The 16,652-nt window shown below is 72.3% G+C and carries 18 protein-coding genes; 10 read left to right on the top strand and 8 right to left on the bottom strand.

Annotated features, from left to right (window positions below):
- Nucleotides 1–42: 42 nt before the first annotated feature.
- The 6 genes from AB0I15_RS41145 to AB0I15_RS41170 form a co-directional block, all read right to left on the bottom strand.
- Nucleotides 43–216: a hypothetical protein gene (locus AB0I15_RS41145; protein WP_358108581.1), complete on the bottom strand. Its 174-nt coding sequence runs from the start codon at nucleotides 214–216 to the stop codon at nucleotides 43–45.
- A gap of 32 nt (nucleotides 217–248) precedes the next feature.
- On the bottom strand, nucleotides 249–413 hold the full coding sequence (locus AB0I15_RS41150) for a hypothetical protein (RefSeq protein ID WP_358108584.1): 165 nt from the start codon (nucleotides 411–413) through the stop codon (nucleotides 249–251).
- Between the two features lie 143 nt (nucleotides 414–556).
- Nucleotides 557–721 carry a hypothetical protein gene (locus AB0I15_RS41155; RefSeq protein WP_358108587.1) on the bottom strand — a complete coding sequence of 55 codons (165 nt, stop codon included), beginning with the start codon at nucleotides 719–721 and terminating at the stop codon, nucleotides 557–559.
- Nucleotides 722–797: 76 nt separating this feature from the next.
- Nucleotides 798–3,266 (bottom strand): lantibiotic dehydratase, encoded by a 2,469-nt coding sequence (locus tag AB0I15_RS41160; RefSeq protein ID WP_358108590.1) that lies wholly within the window; start codon nucleotides 3,264–3,266, stop codon nucleotides 798–800.
- Nucleotides 3,263–4,150 (bottom strand): thiopeptide-type bacteriocin biosynthesis protein, encoded by an 888-nt coding sequence (locus tag AB0I15_RS41165; RefSeq protein WP_358108593.1) that lies wholly within the window; start codon nucleotides 4,148–4,150, stop codon nucleotides 3,263–3,265. Before AB0I15_RS41165 ends, AB0I15_RS41160 begins: the two co-directional genes overlap by 4 nt.
- 121 nt (nucleotides 4,151–4,271) lie before the next feature.
- On the bottom strand, nucleotides 4,272–5,183 hold the full coding sequence (locus AB0I15_RS41170) for an AAA family ATPase (RefSeq protein ID WP_358108596.1): 912 nt from the start codon (nucleotides 5,181–5,183) through the stop codon (nucleotides 4,272–4,274).
- A 231-nt stretch (nucleotides 5,184–5,414) separates the two neighbouring features.
- Here AB0I15_RS41170 and AB0I15_RS41175 point away from each other — a divergent pair, with 231 nt between their 5' ends.
- The 6 genes from AB0I15_RS41175 to AB0I15_RS41200 all read left to right on the top strand — a co-directional run bounded on the left by AB0I15_RS41175 (nucleotide 5,415) and on the right by AB0I15_RS41200 (nucleotide 11,452).
- Entirely contained in the window at nucleotides 5,415–5,711 is a 297-nt protein-coding gene (locus tag AB0I15_RS41175) for a DUF3817 domain-containing protein (protein WP_358108598.1), read from the top strand.
- A gap of 110 nt (nucleotides 5,712–5,821) precedes the next feature.
- Nucleotides 5,822–6,280, top strand: coding sequence for an enolase C-terminal domain-like protein (locus AB0I15_RS41180; RefSeq protein WP_358108601.1), 459 nt, complete (start codon nucleotides 5,822–5,824; stop codon nucleotides 6,278–6,280).
- A gap of 251 nt (nucleotides 6,281–6,531) precedes the next feature.
- Nucleotides 6,532–7,875: a family 43 glycosylhydrolase gene (locus tag AB0I15_RS41185; protein ID WP_358108604.1), complete on the top strand. Its 1,344-nt coding sequence runs from the start codon at nucleotides 6,532–6,534 to the stop codon at nucleotides 7,873–7,875.
- A 169-nt stretch (nucleotides 7,876–8,044) separates the two neighbouring features.
- Nucleotides 8,045–9,406 (top strand): cytochrome P450, encoded by a 1,362-nt coding sequence (locus AB0I15_RS41190; RefSeq protein WP_358108607.1) that lies wholly within the window; start codon nucleotides 8,045–8,047, stop codon nucleotides 9,404–9,406.
- Nucleotides 9,407–9,589: 183 nt separating this feature from the next.
- Nucleotides 9,590–10,369: a methyltransferase domain-containing protein gene (locus AB0I15_RS41195; protein WP_358108610.1), complete on the top strand. Its 780-nt coding sequence runs from the start codon at nucleotides 9,590–9,592 to the stop codon at nucleotides 10,367–10,369.
- Nucleotides 10,370–10,693: 324 nt separating this feature from the next.
- Nucleotides 10,694–11,452 carry a hypothetical protein gene (locus AB0I15_RS41200; protein ID WP_358108613.1) on the top strand — a complete coding sequence of 253 codons (759 nt, stop codon included), beginning with the start codon at nucleotides 10,694–10,696 and terminating at the stop codon, nucleotides 11,450–11,452.
- A gap of 32 nt (nucleotides 11,453–11,484) precedes the next feature.
- Here the strand turns inward: AB0I15_RS41200 and AB0I15_RS41205 are convergent, their stop codons facing one another.
- Complete coding sequence (locus AB0I15_RS41205) at nucleotides 11,485–12,066, bottom strand: helix-turn-helix domain-containing protein (RefSeq protein ID WP_358108616.1); 582 nt, start codon at nucleotides 12,064–12,066, stop codon at nucleotides 11,485–11,487.
- 101 nt (nucleotides 12,067–12,167) lie between these two features.
- Between AB0I15_RS41205 and AB0I15_RS41210 the strand changes: the two genes are divergently transcribed.
- On the top strand, nucleotides 12,168–13,001 hold the full coding sequence (locus tag AB0I15_RS41210) for an SDR family NAD(P)-dependent oxidoreductase (protein WP_358108619.1): 834 nt from the start codon (nucleotides 12,168–12,170) through the stop codon (nucleotides 12,999–13,001).
- Nucleotides 13,002–13,148: 147 nt separating this feature from the next.
- Nucleotides 13,149–13,535 (top strand): hypothetical protein, encoded by a 387-nt coding sequence (locus tag AB0I15_RS41215; protein WP_358108621.1) that lies wholly within the window; start codon nucleotides 13,149–13,151, stop codon nucleotides 13,533–13,535.
- A gap of 65 nt (nucleotides 13,536–13,600) precedes the next feature.
- On the opposite strand, the gene AB0I15_RS41220 is transcribed toward AB0I15_RS41215, so the two are convergent.
- Nucleotides 13,601–14,224 carry a TetR/AcrR family transcriptional regulator gene (locus tag AB0I15_RS41220; protein ID WP_358108624.1) on the bottom strand — a complete coding sequence of 208 codons (624 nt, stop codon included), beginning with the start codon at nucleotides 14,222–14,224 and terminating at the stop codon, nucleotides 13,601–13,603.
- Between the two features lie 91 nt (nucleotides 14,225–14,315).
- Here AB0I15_RS41220 and AB0I15_RS41225 point away from each other — a divergent pair, with 91 nt between their 5' ends.
- Together AB0I15_RS41225 and AB0I15_RS41230 are read left to right on the top strand one after the other, a co-directional pair.
- The gene (locus tag AB0I15_RS41225; RefSeq protein WP_358108627.1) at nucleotides 14,316–15,518 is read left to right on the top strand and encodes a cytochrome P450; all 1,203 of its coding nucleotides are present in this window, start codon (nucleotides 14,316–14,318) and stop codon (nucleotides 15,516–15,518) included.
- 164 nt (nucleotides 15,519–15,682) lie between these two features.
- Complete coding sequence (locus AB0I15_RS41230) at nucleotides 15,683–16,603, top strand: family 16 glycosylhydrolase (RefSeq protein WP_358108630.1); 921 nt, start codon at nucleotides 15,683–15,685, stop codon at nucleotides 16,601–16,603.
- Nucleotides 16,604–16,652: the final 49 nt, after the last annotated feature.

Here is a 16,652-nt window from a genome sequence, read left to right on the forward strand (position 1 = left end):
CAGGACCTGGTCCGTGCGCCTACGCGTAGGTAAAGTGCTCGCTCAGCTGGTCGTGCAGGAGCAGGTCTGGCACGTGCACGTGGAGCTGTCGGCCCCGGGCTCGTCGAAGCTCAGGTCCGCCGAGTGCAGCTCCAGCTCGTCGACCAGCGACTCGACCTCGTCCGCGGGGTTCCCCTCGGGTCCGGCCGGCAGGTTCTCCGGGTTCTTCGCAACCATCGGGTCACTTCCTTTCCTGTTTCCCGCGGCGGCTAGTAATTGCACGCGCGGCTGCAGTTGTTCGTGCATCCGGCGACGGTGCAAGCGCCCGTGGGGGCGTCGACATCGTCGAGACCGATGCCGGCCGAGTGCAGCTCCAGCTCCTCGACCAGCTCGGCCACCGGGTCGGGGTCGTTCCCTTGTTCCTGTGGTGTCACATCGGATGCCATGTAGAGCACCGCCTAGTTGAGTGAGACGCACCTCGCCGGACACACGCTGAACAGCGCCTTCAGGGGTTGGCGGGGCCGTGTCCGCGCGAGGCGCGCCTCTCCGGGGAGCGTTCTTCGCCGGCGGAAGGCCTCTAGCAGGTCGCCGAGCAGGCCGCGCAGGTGCCGGTGCAGCCGTTGGTGTCCGCGCCAGGGTCGTCGGGCGCATCGATCGCGGAGTGGATCTCCAGCTCGTCGACCAGTTCCTCTACCTCGTCGGGGGTGTTCTCTTCGGGCTGCGGAACGATGTTCTCCGACATTTCGATCTCCTTTTTCGTTGCTTCATTGCGGGGGGGTGTGGCCGGGGCGCCTGACGTTCCTTGTCGCTCCTTTCGCTCACCCGCAGGCGTCCGATGCGGCAACAGGTCGGTACGAATTGAGGGCCGCGACGGCGGCCAGCCGCTTGGGCGGGACCGCGTGCGGCAGGCGGATGAGGATCTCGGCCGCCACCTGGCCGGTGCCCGAGGGGCCGCGGTCGGTCACGGTGAGCCGGTCGGGCGCCGGCAGCATCTCGGCGACCGTCAGAACCGGCGGCTCGTCGCCGTCGCGCTCCGCGAGCCGTTCCAAGGCGTGCTGGAACACCCGGCCCGCGCGCACGCTCTCCAGGTCGCACGGGAGGGGCCGATCACCATGAGGGCCGGAGACGAAGATCCATCGAGGCAGGCCGAGGTGGTCGCGCAGCCGGGTGAGGGCACGCAGCTCGGCCAGGTCGCCGCCGCCCACGCCGTCGAGCCGGTCCACGCCGATCCGCCACTGGGCGGCCGACAGCGTCAGCGACCCGCCGACGGTGATCCTGGGCATGAAGGACCGCTGGGGGAAGGCGCGCAGGGAACAGCGCAGCCGCAGGCAGTGGGCGTCGTACTGCTGGGAGTCGGCGCAGAGGATCGAGGTCAGGACGTTCCACGGCACCAGGGCGTTGCGCGTGGCGTGCTGGCAGATGCGCAGGGGCCGGCCGAGGTGCGCCACGACCGTGCGGTTCTCCTCGCGGTGCACGGTGAGCTCGCTCAGCGGGAGATGGCGGGCTCCTTCGGCCTCCCAGTCCGAGCCGTAGGCGCGCGGGTCGGGGTCGCCGGTCCACATCGAGGTGTACCGGGGCCGCCTGACCGCGTTGGCGGCCTGTTCCACCAGTGGCGGGACCAGCAGCTCGACGCTCGGCACGCCGGTGATCCGGTCGAGTTCGGCGAGGAACTCGCGGTGGGCGTCCTCCTCGGGCCGGGCTCCGTGCAGCCACCGCACGGTCTCCGCGAACCGGGCGTCCAGGATCGCGGCCGGCGCGCTGTTGTCGAGCACCCACCGGTTCCCGCCGAGCGGCCGGACGGTGCAGTCGGTCGGCCAGGTGATCGGGGCCTGCCCGGCGCCCACGGCGTCGAGCATCGCGGGCGTGATGTCGACGACGGGCGGGGGATCCCCGGCCCGGTCCAGGGACGCGGAGATCAGGCCGAGCAGCCGCGCGTACCCGGTGTCCTCGCCGACGGCCTCCGGCCAGCTCCCCCGCTGGAAGAAGCGCCGGCTCAGGTCGCCCGAGTCCTTCAGCGCCTGCGCCTGCTCGGCGTAGACCTCCATGACGGGACGGGGCCGGGCGCCGATCAGGTCGTCGAGACCGGTACGGTGCCGCGGCCGGCCCTCCTTGATCAGCGCGCTGAGGCGGCGGTACTGCTCGAACGCGCGCTGCAAGGCGGCCACGTCGGTGTCGGCCGTGCCCTCGGCCCGCCGGTACACGTCGACGAACCCCGTACCCGTGGGGGAGGGCTCCTGGGCGTCGGCCGCTCTCCATCCGCCGCGCAGCCGCCGCGGCGGGGCGGTCACGTCCAGCAGGCCGAGTTGCACGAGCTTGCGGAGGAAGCCGGGCGGCACCGTTTCCGGCAGCCGCGCCCGCAGGTCGGGCACCGGGCGTGCGCCGGATCCGAGGGCGTCGAGGACCGCCCGCAGCGCGGAGGTCACCCGCAACTGGTGCGTCACCATGCGGTTGGCCTTCTCACCCAGCTCCACACACCAGACGGACAGCTCGTCGCCGTCGATCCGGTGCAGCGGCGTCAGCGACAGCCAGTGATCGGGACGGAACTCCAGGCCCTCGCGGACGAGGATGATGCGCCGGGTGTGCACGTTCTCCACCCAGTCGACGGCCACCTGCCCGTTGACCGAGACGGAACCTCCGGAGACGGAGTTGTCCGGGCCATGCTCCGCGGGGGCCAGCGCCACGTGGCCCAGCCAGGCCCGCGGGGTCGTCTTGGTCGCGCCCCGCGCGATCATCCGCCAGAGGTAGTCGCTGCGCCTGCGCATCCGCTTGGTGCTCCACGGCTCGCCCTTGGCCAGGCGCCGCTCGATGTCCTCGGCCACCTCGGGCGCCGCGCAGGACGGGCCGCCGGGCCGGGAGCCGAGCAGGTCCCACGGCGCCGTCAGCAGCCGCTCGTGCTCGCCCTGCACGCGGGTCTCGGCCAGCCGCTCCAGGCGGCGGCACTCGGCGGACAGCCGGGCCACCCGATCCAGCTCATCGGCCAGCTCATCGGCCGGCTCGCCAGGTGGGGCGAAGGCGTGCACGATCGCACGGAGCCGGTCGCCGTGGCCGGTGTCGAGGGGGTGTCCCTGGTGCAGGCGGCGCCGTACGGACAGCACGAGGCGGCGGTCCCGGGCCGGCAGCTCCGGCCGGGGCACCAGCGTGGCCCCGAGCCGCTCGGCCAGGGCGGTGGCGTGCTTGCGGTACTCCTCGTCGGCCTCGTCAAGGGCGCGTACCAGGGCGAACAGGTCGGGGTTGGAGGCCGCCAGCCACATGCTGATGGGCAGGCCCGCCACACGGAGGAGGGTCACCGGGCGTCACCCGCCGCCCGCACGAGGAGCGCGTGGGTGATCAGGGCCTGTCGCACCGCCGGCAGGCCCGCCCGGTTCCAGTGGAAGATGACCATGTACGACGCCACCGCACGGGGCCCCATGCCGGCCGACCCGCTCTCGAAGTACTCGCGGATCCAGCGCTTGCCCTCGTCGAGCACGGCCGCCCGGTACTCCTCGGCCAGCTCGGCCGCCTCCGGCGACACCTTGGCGGCCAGCGCGGAGCGCGACGGCCAGGCCCCGCGCAGCACCGTCCCGAGCTGGGCGAGGCGGGGGTCCTCGACGGCCGCCGGGGCGAGCGAGCGGAACCGCCGGACGCGGTCCCAGACGTCGAGGTCCTCCCAGTCCACGATCCGCAGCGCCTCGAACAGCGTCTGCAGCATCAGCAGCGACATCGCCCACGCGGGGCCGGGCCGGCCCTCCCGTCCGTTCCCGGTGGCCAGGTTGCGGTGGTGGAAGCCCAGCCAGGCCAGGGAGTCGGCGGTGAAGACACGGTGCACGCTGCGCATCGACGCCGGGCCGCCGAACAGGTACGTCTCCGGCTCGTACATGCCGGGCCGCCACTCGCCGACCAGCCCCTCCCGCTGCCAGTCGTGCAGGTGCTCGCGCAGCAGCAGATTGAGCCGGCCCACGCCGCCCTCGTCGGCCCGGAACCGGATGCGCAGGCCGGGGTGCTTGTGCATGTAGAAGAAGTCGTGCGCCAGCCCGGTGCCGATGGCCTGCCGGGCGAGCGTGTCGAGGTTCCGGTAGAGGTCGCCGCGCCGCTCGGGAGGCGCCTGGATCCCGAACTGCACCCACGGTTCGGCCGGGGCCGCCATGGCGCCGGGCGGCAGCACTTCTGATTCGGTGATCTTGGTGGCCCACATGCTCGCAACCTCCGCTGTGTGCGTCTCCACGATCGTCTGGGACGGTCTTCAGAGCGGGTTCATAGTTCGCTCATAGGAGGTGCGCCGGCGGAGGCGCGGCATCAGCGGCGGGGAAGGGCCTCTATCTGCCCGTGGGGTCCATGACGGGGAATGAGCCGTTGAGCGCCTTCATCAGGTCCGCCCTCCGGGAGACGCCGAGCTTTCCGTAGGCGCGGCTCAGGTGGTTGTTCACCGTGCGCACGGACAGGACCAGCCGGTCGGCGATCACCTGGCTGGGCAGCCCGGAGGCGGCGAGCAGGCACACCTGGCGTTCCCGGCCGGTGAGCAGCGAAGCCCTGCTGGACCAGACCTGCCCGCGCCGTACGAGGGTGCTGTCGCGCAGCCCCTTGACCAGCGCCTGCCCGAGCGCGAGAGGGTTCCCCGCCGCCGTCACCTGCAGCTCGGCCCTGGTCAGGGCGTCGACCTGGCGGCCCAGCGTACGGGCGATCAGCGTGTCGACGGCCTCCGGCGGCAGCGGCTTCAGCTCGATCGGTTCGAGATGGCCGTCCTTCCACAGCGCGACGACGGCGTCCGGGACCGGCTCCTCCCGCCGCACGGTGAGCACGAGGAAGCCGATCCTGCGCAGGGCGAGCTGGTGGATGAGGGCGGCGGAGGCGTCGTCCAGCAGGTGCGCGTCGTCGATGCACACCACCGGCGGGTACGGCCGCGCCAGCGCCTCCATGTGCCGGATGACGCCCCGGATGAACGCGAACGGCTCGGTGGCCGGCTCGTCCAGCGGCAGCAGGCTCAGCGTGGCGCCGAACGGCAGGGACGCGGCGGCCCGCGTCGCCACCAGCCATTGTGTGGCCCGGCCCGACCGGATCGCGGTCGCGGTGATCTCCCGGGCGAGGCGGGTGCGGCCCATCCCGGCGGCGCCGATCAGCACACCGCCTCCCGACGCCCCCGTGGCCAGCGCGGAGGTCAGCAGTTCCATCTCCCGATCCCGGCCCAGCAGCGGCCAGTCCGACCCCACCTGCGATTCCGCCCTCGTCATCCGTGCTCCTCAGCGGCTCACGACCTCGGGTGATTCGTCACGGCACATGATGAATGGAGATCACGCGCCGGGCTAGAACAGGCCGGTTAATCTAACGGCCCCGACTCATTGGGTGACGGGGTTCGCGAAACCTCCCAGGACTGAGCATCCAGGCCGTGGCGGGGAGGGACGGCCCGGCTTGCGCTCTACAACCTGTAGAGTATCCCGAAATATCGGGCGAAAGGGTGAAACGTGCTGCGCTGGTTTCGGGTCGTGGCGGTGGCCGAGGCGTGCTCATGGGCGGGGCTGCTGGTCGGGATGTTCTTCAAGTACATCGCCGCGACCGGTGAACTGGGCGTGAAGGTGTTCGGCCCGATCCACGGGGCGCTGTTCGTGGTGTACGCGGCCGGCGTCGTCCTCTCGGCGCGGGAGGCCGGCTGGAGCCGGGGCACCGTGCTGCTCGGCCTGCTGTGCGCGGTGCCGCCGTTCACCTCGGTGTGGTTCGAGCGGCGGATGGCGGCCCGCGCGCAGGCCGGTCAGCCCGCCTGACCCCGGCGGGCCGTCGACCCCCTAGGTAGGTCTCCACGTGTTCGGAGATCGCCCGCTCGACGGCCGCCGGGTCGGCCGCGCGGGAAGCCGTCGGGCCGGAGGCGATGCTCATGGTCGACGCCCTCGACGACTACGTCGCCCTGCGCCGCGAGGCCCATGTGGCGATCTCGGGAGGCGAGGTGCTCACCCGCCGCCAGGCGTTCCTGCCGTGGCTGAGCGCCGGGGCGTTCGACATCGTGCAGCCGGACGTCACCAAGGTCGGCGGCCTGAGCGAGCAGCGGCGCATCGGCTGGGCCGCCGAGGACCACGGCATCCGGCTGATCCCGCACGGCTGGAACACCGCCGTCGGGCTGGCCGCCGACCTGCAGCTCGCCTCCGCGCTGCCGGGGACGGACCTGGTGGAGTACATCAGCGGCTCGCCGTACGTGGACGAGCTCTCCGCCCGCCCCTGGACCCTGGACGGCGACGGCATGCTGCCCATCCCCGACACGCCCGGTCTCGGCATCGACCTCGACCGGGACGCCCTGTCCCGCTACACCGACCCGGAGGCGCTCCTCGGCCCGGAATGACCCTGGGGCGGGCGGCCGAGGGGCTGTGATACCGGACTGTTACGAACGTGCCTCGCGGCCGCTTTCCCGCCGGTGACGCCCTGACCTGCGATTTCTCCCTCTGCGCCCGCTTCATGGGGTGGGGCGTTGATTTCTTCCGGGTTATTGACGAAATTTGCGCGACTTCGGCAGACTCTCCGCAAGCGGCTCGTCCCCGGCCGCTGCGCGAGATCGAGCCGCTCGGCGGAAGCCGAGGTAGGAGTGCGTGACTGATGACTGGTTCCGAGAACGGGCTGAACGTCGGCCGGCGGTCCCTGCTGACCGGGGCCGCCGGGCTCTTAGGAGCGGCGGCCCTGCCCACGACCGCCGCGCGGGCGGAGGCCGGGTCGCTGGGGCGCTACCCGTCGAACTGGCCCGACCCCGAGCCCTACGGCCTCGCGGACACCCGGCCGGACCTGTGGCCGCGTGAGGACAACTCCTTCGTCCTCCCGCTCGAACCGCGCCCCCGCGACAAGGAGCTCGGCCGGGTCTGGATGCGGGACACCTACGTCAACTGCTTCACCGTCGGCGGCCGGCCGCTCTACGTCGCCACCGGCACCACGCGCGTGCCCGGCCTCGAGGGTGCCGGGCCGTGGAACGACGGCATCTTCGTCTGGGTGGCCCGCTCCCTGCGGGGGCCGTGGCGGCTGGCCGACACCACCGGCATCCGGCCCGGCGCCGAGAAGGGCAAGGTGTGGTCGCCCGAGTTCGCCGCGGAGAACCGGCCCGGGCGCGTGGTCGTCGCCCCGTGGCAGGAGTACTGGCAGGACGACCGGTTCGGCAAGCGGGGCCAGGCGTGGGCTCCGGAGGTGCATTATTTCCGTGGCAAGTGGTACATCGTCGCGTGCATGGGCGACCATTCACGGAAGGTCGGCTCGTTCATGCTCGTGAGCGAGGGCGGGGTCGAGGGGCCGTACCGGCTCGTCGAGGGCAACCATGACAAACCCTTCGGTGACCCTTTCATCGGGGGGCCGAACTTCATCGAGCCGGGCGCGTACCACCACATTGACGGCAGCCTCTACAGCGAAGGTCACGACGCGTGGCTGGTGCTGCACAATCACGTATACGCAAAGTTCCGCGACGATATGGAAGACATTATCCCGGCGACCGGCCTACCGAAATTCCAGCAGACGCCCTATTCGCCGGAGCCCTATCTCGAAGGCGCGTACGTCTTCAAGCACGGGGGCAAGTATTATCTCCTGCACGCCGCGTGGGACCGTACGTCGGCCAATCCCGACGGCAGCACCCGTTACGCCTACGACCCGGCGGGTCCCGGCCGCGTACAGTACCAGTACGACGCGGTCGTCGCCGTTTCGGACCGTTTCGAGGGGCCATATTCCGAGCGGTGGACCCTGGGCGTGGGAGCCGGTCACAACAACATCTTCACCGACCACACCGGCGGGCTCTGGGCGACGTTCTTCCGCAATCCGAACTTCGGTCACTGGTCCGACCCGTCGCGCATCGCCGACTCCGCCGTGGCGGGTGTCGTGCGACTGGAATGGACCGGCCCGCAGCGGCACCGCCTGTACGTCCAGCGCCGCAATAACGGACACACGGCGCCCCCACCAATTCGGTAATTAAATGGCGCCACTTCCCATTATTCACTTCTATAGCTATAAACTACTGTCATTCCTGGTTTAGGTGTCGTCCTCGCCACCGTTACCGCGTACCGGCAGGCACGGGAAACCCAGCCGCCCGCCCGGTGCGGTGGCGCGCGACACCGCTCTCCTGACGGGGCAGGTGGGGATGACGACGGTGGGAGAACCGGACCGGGCCGCTCCCGGCGCCGGACGGCCGCGGACGGATGACGGGTCGGACGCGGGCGGCGGCGGGGCGGCGCGGTGGTACCGCCGGGACCCGCTGGGGTTCGTCGAGCGGGCGGCCCGCGAACGGGGCCCGGTGTTCCGGTTGCCCGACGACGGGTCGCTGTGCGTGGCCGACCCGGAGACGGCCCTGCGGGTGCTGCACGACGACGAGGGCCACTACGACGAGGTGTCCGGCTTCTTCCACGTACCCGGTGGCGTGCTGGGGCCACGGTCGACGCAGGTCGCGATCGGGCGGGCGGCCCGCGCGACGGTGCGCGCCCACCTGGCCGCGCACCGGGATCGGCTGCCCGCGATCGTGGCGGAGCTGGGCGAGGTCAGTGCGTGGCCGGCGGCCGGGCGCGCCGCCACGTACCGGTTCCTGACCGGGATGCTGCTGCGCCCGGACAGCCCGCCGGGCCTGCGGGAGCTGATGGCGAAGGTGGTGCGGCACGACGTCCTGATCCGTTCGGGCGGCCCGCTGACGCGCGCCCGACGCCGCGTGCTGTGGGCACACGTGGTACGCACCCTGGCCGCCGAAGTACTCACCCGCCGCGCCGGCCCACACGCCGCCCGGCCCGATCGCCCGCCCACCTGGCAGACCGGCGTGCGACCCGCTCTCCCTGATCACCCGCCCACCCCGCACACCGGCCCGCGACCCGCCCGATCCGGCGACCGCCCGGCGGGCCGGTCCGATGAGCCGCCGTCCCGGCGGGACGGTCCGGCCGGGGACCTGCTGGATGCCGTGATCGGGGCCGTTCCGGACGACACGCCCGCCGCCCAGGTCGCCCAGGTCTACCTGCTGCTGTTCCGGACCTCGGTGGCGCCGGTGGGCCATGTGGTCGCCTGGGCGCTGCTGGCCGCCGCGACCCACGGCGTCGACCTGGCGGCCGTGCCCGCCGAGTCGGCCGTACGGGAGTCGCTGCGCCTGTGGCCGGTGGCCTGGCTGCTGGGCCGCCCGGTACGCCGCGCGCACCAGGTCGGCGGCGTGCGGCTGGAGCCGGGCGAGAGCGTGTCGGTCTGCTCCTACCTGCTGCACCGCGACGAGCGGCACTGGCCCCAGGCCGCAAGGTTCCGGCCCGGCCGGTGGGACGGCGCCGGCCCCCGCGGGCCCTACCTGCCCTTCGGCGGCGGCCCGTACACCTGCGCCGGCGCCGCCGTCGCCCACGCCCTGGCCACCGGCCTGCTCTCGGCCGTGACCGACGGCGCCCGCCTGGAGGTGCGCGGCGGCCACGGACGCCCGCATGTCGCGGGCATCATCACGCCTCCCCCGTTCGAGCTGCGCCGGACCCGCCACCAGGCCTGACCACCCCTGGCCCCCAGGACAAGCCCAGGAAAGGAGGTGAGCGCCGTGAGGAAGCTGCTGCGCCGGGTCACCCGCCGCCGGGTCAACCGGCAGGCTTGGTTCATCTGGTAGGCACACCCCTCCCGTCGGCCGCGCCGGTACCTGGCGCGCGGCCGGCGGGACCCCCGCACCCAGGAGGCGCGCATGGCGCACGTGGACGAGACGCTGGCGTCGTACGAGAGCATCGCGGCCCGCTACGACGACCTGAACTCGCGGATGGACACCGCCGGGCTGGTGGACCGCTTCGTGGAGGCGGCGGACCGGCACGGGCCGGGCGGGCGGCGGCTGCTCGACGCCGGCTGCGGGACCGGCCGCAGCAGCGCGGCCTTCCGCGCGCGGGGCTTCGAGGTGACCGGCTACGACCTGTCCCCCGCGATGGTGGCCGAGGCCCGGCGGCGGCGCGAGGCCGAGGGCATCCGGTTCCTGGTGGGCCGGCTGGAGGCGCCGCCGCCCGGCCTGGCCGGCTTCGACGTGGTCGCGTGCGTGGATCTGCCCATGGCGTACCTGACCGCCGACGACCTCCTACGGCGGGCGCTGGCGGCCGCGCGCGACCAGCTCGCCGAGGACGGGGTGCTGGTCTTCGACCTCAACACCATCGGCTACTACCGGCGCACGTTCGGCGTCCCCACGGTCGCCGACCGCGGTGACCGGTACGTGGCGTGGTTCGCGGAGACGCCGCGGATCGAGGCCGACGCCGTCGTGGTCACCCAGTTCGACCTGTTCGAACGGTCCGGGACGAGCTGGGAGCGGGTCTCGATGCGGCACGTGCAGCGCCACCATTCGGACCGTACGGTGCGCCGGGAGGCCGAGCGGGCCGGGCTGCGCATCGTGGCCGCCCACGGCCTGGTGGGGACCTCGGCCCAGGAGCCGGCCGACGAGGACGGCCACGACCGGATCCTGTACGTCGCACGCCGCTCCGGCTGACCGCCCCACCGGCGGCTCGTCGGGCCGTCCGCGAGGAGCCGCCGCGTGGTGAGCGGGGATATCCCGAAGATGGCAACGCCCTCCCCAGGAGGAGGGAAAGCACCGCGTGTCGAGGCTGACGGCTTTGCCCGGGTATGCCATCGTGGCTGGTCGCAGCAGCGCCCCCGAGGACGCAATCCGCTTGTCGCCACCCCTCGCGTTTGCTGTGCGGGCGTGATCCGGCCCCCGTTCACCCGGGCGGATCACCCATGGACGGGCGCGAACACCACGACCACGCCAGGGCGCCCGCGCGTCCGATCATGAGGAAGGCTGGCCAGCGCGAGCATGACCGGCAGGCAACACACTCCCGCCACGAACAGGAACGTCAACGGAAGGCGCCGCCGGGTGCGGCTGAGCATCGCGCACATGGCCGGCGCGGCCCTGGCCGGACTCACCGCCGCGATCGCGGCCTCCTATCTGGGGGTCGCGGGCACGGTGCTCGGCGCGGCGGTGATGAGCGTGATCACCACCGTGGGCACCGACATCTACGCCCATTACCTGCGCCGCACGAGCGTCAGGGTCAAGCAGCACGCCACGACGGGACGGCAGCAGCGCACGGCCCGCTCCGAGACGGCGGCGAGCCTCCCGGCCTCGCCGCGCAGGCTGCGCTGGCTCCGCTTCGGGGTCGCCGCCGCGCTGGTGTTCACGGTCAGCTTCGGGGGCGTTCTGATCGTCCAGGTCCTCTCCGGGCAGACGGTCGCCGACCAGGTGGCCGGCCGGACGGGGAAGAAGGACGGGCCGGGCCGGCGGCAGGGCGTCAAGGAGCGGCGTACGGAGCCCGTTCGCCGTCAGTGGCGGCCCCGCTCGGACGCCCCCCGCGATCTCGCGCCGGCCGCCTCGCTCACGCCGTCCCCGGCCGGCAGGCGGCCCACCGCGACCGCGGTCCCGAGCGTCAGGGCGTCCGGCACGCCCGCGCCCCCACCGAGCCCTCCGGCCACGACCGAGCCGCCGGCGACCACGCCGTCGGCCCAGGCGACCTCCGAGGAGCCACCACCAGAGGACGAGGACGCCCCTTTCCCGGAGCCGCCCCCCGCACAGGAGTAGGCGCGCCTCCGGGGCCGGCCGGGTGAGCGGGCCTACGGGCCCGGACGCTCCCGCAGGCCGTCGAGGATGACGGCGAGGTAGCGTCGCCACGGCGGGTCCGCGCCCCCCGCCGGCGGCAGGTCCATCACCGCGTCGATCATCGCGACGATGGGCGCGAAGTCGGCCACGGTGACGTCACCGCGCAGGGCGCCCTGGTGCTTGGCCCGGGTGATGAGACGGCCGCAGCGCTCCATGATGCCTTCCCGGGCGCGGGTGATCTGCTCGCCGGCGTCCGTCCCCTGCCGCATGAGCTCGCGCAGCCCCCGGTCGGTCGCGGCACGCTCCAAGGCGCGTTCGAGGAAGGCCCGCAGCGCCATGTAGGCGTCCGGCTCCGCGAGGGCGGCCCGCGCCAGGTCGCGGAGCTCGTCGAGGGCGGCGGCGTAGACGACCTCGGCGAGCGCCTCCTTGTTGGGAAAGCGCCGGTAGACGGTGCCGACCCCCAGCCCCGCGTGGTGGGCGACGTCGTTGAGCGTGGCCTGCAACCCCCGGGCGGCGAACACCTCGCGCGCCGCCGCCAGCGTGCGCCGCCGGTTGTGCTCGGCGTCGCGGCGCAACACCCGTGTCTCATCGCTCATGCGCATCCCGTCCCTCGCTAACCGGATAGAGCATATCCGGTTCGTGTTAGGCTCCCGAACAAGCGGATATGTCATATCCACTTAGTGAGAGCAGGGACATCATGCAGACCGTGGTGATCACCGGGGGGACCGACGGGCTCGGAAGGGGCCTCGCCCTCCACTACCTTCGGCAAGGCGCTCACGTCATCGCGATCGGCAGCACCCCGGAGAAGGGCGAGACCCTGCTCGCCGAGGCCGCCGCGCTGCCGGCCGGGCGGGCCGACTTCCTGCGCGCCGACCTCACCTCCGTGGCCGCCGCGAAAGACCTCGTGACGCGGCTGGCCGAGCGGCATCCGGTGGTGGACAAACTGATCCTCTGCGCGCAGCGGTACCGGCTCTTCGGCGAGCGCTCGACCACCGGCGAGGGGTACGAGCACAGCTTCGCCCTCGCCTACCTGAGCCGTTTCGTCCTGAGCCACGGGCTCCGAGGCGTCCTGGGAGCCGCCCGCCGCCCGGTCATCATGAACGTGGGCACCCCCGGCGTGCCTCTGGGCCGCATCCACTGGGACGACCTGCAACTGGCGCGCGCCTACAGCGGGACGCGGGCCACCCTGCAGTCCTTCCGGGCCAACGACCTGCTCGGGACCGCCTTCGGCCTGCTGCACGCCGGCAGCGGCATCAGGTACACCGGCTACAACCCCGGCATGGTCTCCACCGGGATGCCGTCGAGCCTCCCGCGACCGCTGCGCCCGGTGACGAAGGCGTCCTTCGCCCTGTTCGCCACCTCGGTGACCAAGGCGATCCGGCCCATGACCGCGCTCCTGGACGACCCGCCGGGCGAGCCCTTCACGGCGCACTGGCTCCGGCGCCGCCTGCCGCTGGAGGGCCGCGCGTTCGACAAGGACGACGCGCTGCGGCTCCACGAGCTGACGCGCGAGCTGATCGCCTTCGGGTGAAGGCGACGGCGGCCCCGGCGGCGGTGGGTGGCGCGCGGGTTCATCCATGACCGCCGCACCGGCGAATCACGGGGTTAGACGGGCCTGCCGCGGTGATCCCGTCGGAACACGGCAACCGATTCCGTCATCACCCAAAAGGAGACAGGAATGCGCAAGTCGTACAAGATCGCTTTGCCCGCCGTGCTGGCGGCCGGACTGCTGATGGCGCCGGGCGCGCTCACGTCCTCGGCGTCGGCCTCCACAACGGCGTCCAGCGGTTCGGCCGCCATGATGGCCCTCACCCTGAACAGCGGGAGCTGCGAGGGGCTCGCACGGCGGTTCCTCTGCTCGGTCTCGTTCAGCGGTGGCGTCGCGCCGGTCGCCATCCGCTGGTTCGTCAACGGCGCCAACGTCCCCGCGTTCGACAACCGCAGCTTCGTGGGGATCGGCTGCCAGCCCACCTTCAGCTACGCCATCCGCGCGGTGATCTCCGACGCCACCGGGGCGTCCGTGGAGTTCAACACCACCTCGATCTGCCGCTCCGGCAACCCGTGACGCGTTGATGCACGCCGCGAGGGTGATGCGCGCGTCACCCTCGCGGGGGCGGCCGTGCCGTCACCTCAGCCCGCCGTGCGGTCGCCGCCCTGGTAGAGGGTCATGAGGAGGGGCCGGGTCCGGGCCGCCATCTCCGCCGCGGTACGCGGGCAGCCGCGCTGGAGCCAGTCGGTGGCCACGCCGAGCAGCGCGCCCGCGGTGAAGGCGGCCGGCACGTCGTGGGGCGTGTCGGCCGTGCAGTCGAGCGGCCCGTCTCCGCCGGCGGCGCTCACGTAGGTGGCCACGGTGGCGCGCCGGCGTACGTGGTCGATGAGGCGGGCGCTGCCCTGCGGCCCCAGCACGCTGCGGTAGAGGCCGGCGTGCTCGGCCAGGTGGGTGAAAAAGATCAGCAGGGTGTCGGGCGGCCCGCCCGTCGCCAGGACGTGGCCCGGGATGGCGTCGATGAGCTCGTCGATCATCGCCGTGCAGGCGGCCTCGGCCAGCTCGTGCACGTCACGGTAGTGGTCGTAGAAGGTGGAGCGGCCCACGCCGGCCCGCTCGGCGACGTCGGCCACGCTGACCCGCGACAGGTTCTGCTGCTGGACGAGCTCGATCAGCGCGCCCCGCAGGGCCGCCTGGGTGCGTCGCATCCGGCGGTCGCCCTGCTCTCCTGCGCCGTCCCTGATGGCGCGGTCTCTGATGGTCGCCACGGGCCTCAGTGTACCGACCCGGACACTAGTCTGTTACCGTACACATGTAGCTTATCTGCGCGGTTGGACACCATACCGAATGGGGAGAGCTTTGACGATTGACCCCGCTGCGACGCTCGAGACCACCCGTAGCTGCCCTTACGCCCCGCCCGAGCAGCACCTGCGCCTCCTGCGCGAGCAGCCGGTCGCCAAGGTCACGCTGCCGACCGGGAGCGACGCCTGGGTGACCGCCCGCTATGAGGACATCCGCACGGTCCTCACCGATCCGCGCTTCAGCGCCGACCGCCGCAACCCCAACATGCCGCGGCTGTCCGGGCAGGGCGGGATGGCCGCGTCGCCGCTGCCGAAGATGATGCTGGAGATGGACCCGCCGGAGCACGGCCCGGCCCGGCGCGCGGTGATCGGCGAGTTCACCGTCCGGCGGATCGCGGCGCTGCGCCCGCGCATGCAGGAGATCGTGGACGAGCACCTCGACGCCATGCTCGAAGGGCCTCGCCCGGCCGACCTGGTGAGCGCGCTGGCCCTGCCGGTGCCCTCCCTGGTGATCTGCGAGCTGCTCGGCGTGCCGTACGACGACCACGACTTCTTCCAGGTGCACTCGGCGCAGTTGCTCAACCGCCGCGCCACCGACCAGGAGCGCCACCACGCGGTCCTGGAGCTGGCCGTCTACCTGGACAAGCTGATCAAGACCAAGGAGCAGGAGCCGACCGACGACCTGCTCGGCCGACAGATCGCCAAGCAGCGCGAGAGCGGCGAGGTGGACCATCCGGCGCTGCTCAGTCTCGCGTTCCTGCTGCTGATCGCCGGACACGAGACCACCGCGAACATGATCTCGCTCGGGACGTACCTGCTGCTGCAGGAGCCCGAGGCGCTGGCGGCGATGCGCGAGGACCCGGAGAAGACGGCGAACGCCGTCGAGGAGCTGCTGCGGTACTTCACCATCGCCGAGTTCGCCATGGCCCGGGTCACCCTGGAGGACGTGGAGCTCGGCGGCACGGTGATCCCGGCCGGGTCCGGCGTGCTCATGCTGGCCAACGCCGGCAACCGCGACCCGGAGGTGTTCGAGGACCCGCAGCGCTTCGACATCGACCGCGGCGCGCGCAACCATCTGGCCTTCGGCTACGGCGCCCACCAGTGCCTCGGCCAGAACCTGGCCCGGGTGGAGCTGGAGATCGTCTTCAACACCCTGTTCCGGCGCGTCCCCGGCCTGCGCCTGGCCGTCCCCGCCGACCAGCTCACCTTCAAGGACGAGGCCACCGTGTACGGCATGCCGGAGCTGCCCGTCACCTGGTGACCGACGCCAAACGGACATGCCAGGCCCGGCCCGTACGGAGGCGCTCGGCACGACACCCTCGCGGAAGATCGTTCTGTGCGGCATACTGTTGCCGCCCAATCATGATCATCGACCCGGATGAGGATGTTGTGGCGAACCCGGCACGCACGGGAAGAGAGGAACTCATGTCCGAGCAAGGCCTCAACCGCCGTCGGCTCCTGGCCTCGGCCGCGGCCGTCGGCGGCCTGTCCCTGGGACTGACGGCGGTCCCCGCCGGCGCGCGGGCCGCGTCCTCGGCCCGCACCCGCCGCGCCGCGGCGACGTGGGAGAACATCATCGAGAAGACGTCCTTCAGTAGCTGGACGGCCTTCGACCAGGAGTGGAACCACCTCTACCCCTGGGACGGCGACGCCGACACCCACAACGGCGCGGCCCGGATGCACGCCGGCCAGGTCTCGCTCTCCCAGGGTGTGCTGACGCTGACGGCGACCCGGCTCTCCTCGGCGGACGGGACCAGCCCGCACCAGCCGTTCGCTCCGCTGTGGTACCGCTCCGGCGCCGTCCACGCCAAGGACCAGATCATCGTCAACGACCAGTTCCCCGAGTACGACATCGAGGGCGAGTTCAGCACGCAGACCGGGCCGGGCATCTGGCCGGCATTCTGGACGACCGGGACCTGGCCGGCCTGGCCGCCGGAGAGCGACATCCTGGAATTCGTCGGCGATTCCACCAACCTCTTCAACACCTGGAACAAGACCTCCAGCGGCGATGAGGGCGAAGAGGAGGGGGAGGACTACTTCGTCACGCGGGCGCAGGTCGCCGTCGCCACGTCCACCGCCTGGCACAAGTACCGGGTCTGGATGTACAAAGAGGGCGACGACGTCATGCTCGACTACTACTTCGACGGCGAGTGGGTGGCGACCCACCGCGGGAAGAACTGGGCGGGCGTCCCGCAGCGGCTCATCCTCAACCTGCAGATGGGCTCCTACGCGTCCGGTCTCGACGGCCCCGGCGACGCCGGCTGGGCCACGCAACTGCCGGGACCGACCGGCGACACGCACTTCCGCGCCCGCAACGTGTGGGTCGGCCGCACGCGCGCCTGGTGAACAGGAGGGTTCCCGGCCGCGATCAGGCCGGGGACCTCCCGTCCCCGAT

Origin of the sequence: Nonomuraea sp. NPDC050643 (assembly GCF_040654715.1) — a bacterium.
Taxonomy (GTDB): domain Bacteria; phylum Actinomycetota; class Actinomycetes; order Streptosporangiales; family Streptosporangiaceae; genus Nonomuraea.